We start from the raw sequence: 361 nt of genomic DNA, 5'->3' as shown, positions 1-361 counted from the left end.
CCGCAACTCGACATCGGCGTCGAGCGCCAGCAACGCCGGCACGCCATCGGCCGCGGGTGAGGCGTTGCAGAGGTTGCCGGCGACCGAGGCGACGTTCTGGATCTGGACCGAGCCAACCTCGCGCGCGGCCGCTTTCAGCGCGTCGAAGGCCGCCGGTAGTTTTTGGTGGACAATGTCAGTCCAGGTGGTGCGGGCGCCGATGCGCCAGTATTCGTCCGTCTCTTCGATGCCGCGCAGCGCCGCGAGACCATTGATGTCGAGGATGTTGTCGCGAAAAGGTTTCGCGCCCTGCGCCGGATAGAAATCCGTGCCGCCGGCGAGAATGCGCCAGCGGTCCTCGCCAAGCAGAGCGAGCGCCTCG

The 361-nt window shown here is 67.0% G+C and carries 1 protein-coding gene; it reads right to left on the bottom strand.

Annotation, left to right across the window (positions count from 1 at the left end):
- Positions 1 to 361 (bottom strand): FAD binding domain-containing protein (locus EN804_RS35215; RefSeq protein WP_189602180.1); only part of this gene is annotated, 361 nt, incomplete at both ends.

This window comes from Mesorhizobium sp. M8A.F.Ca.ET.161.01.1.1 (genome assembly GCF_004792105.1).
In the GTDB taxonomy this organism is placed as follows: Bacteria; Pseudomonadota; Alphaproteobacteria; order Rhizobiales; family Rhizobiaceae; genus Mesorhizobium.
Note: the sequence above shows the minus strand (reverse complement) of the source record. Positions and strands in the feature narration are given on the sequence as shown.